Source organism: Cupriavidus sp. a3 (assembly GCF_051015765.1).
Taxonomy (GTDB): domain Bacteria; phylum Pseudomonadota; class Gammaproteobacteria; order Burkholderiales; family Burkholderiaceae; genus Cupriavidus; species Cupriavidus oxalaticus_A.
Genome location: NZ_CP170643.1, coordinates 2,869,535 through 2,869,978 on the forward strand (window position 1 = coordinate 2,869,535; position 444 = coordinate 2,869,978).

The following is a 444-nucleotide window of genomic DNA, read 5'->3' on the forward strand; positions in this document are numbered from 1 at the left end:
GGCTCCGACTGTTTGTATGCATGCGGTTTCAGGATCTATTTCACTCCCCTCCCGGGGTTCTTTTCGCCTTTCCCTCACGGTACTGGTTCACTATCGGTCGATCACGAGTATTTAGCCTTGGAGGATGGTCCCCCCATCTTCAGACAGGATTTCACGTGTCCCGCCCTACTTGTCGTACACCTAGTTCCACAACGCTGTTTTCGCATACAGGGCTATCACCTGCTAGGGCCGGGCTTTCCATCCCGTTCTGCTAACAACACTGCTAAAGAGTACAAGGCTCTTCCCATTTCGTTCGCCACTACTTTGGGAATCTCGGTTGATTTCTGTTCCTGCAGCTACTTAGATGTTTCAGTTCGCCGCGTTCGCTTCCCACACCTATGGATTCAGTGTGGGATGACCCATACGGGCCGGGTTTCCCCATTCGGACATCTCCGGATCAAAGCT

At 52.5% G+C, this 444-nt stretch carries 1 rRNA gene (running past both ends of the window); it reads right to left on the reverse strand.

Features of this window, described 5'->3' with window-relative positions:
- Window positions 1–444: ribosomal RNA gene (locus ACAD63_RS13865) — 23S ribosomal RNA — on the reverse strand (it extends past both window edges: 2,791 nt to the left, 624 nt to the right).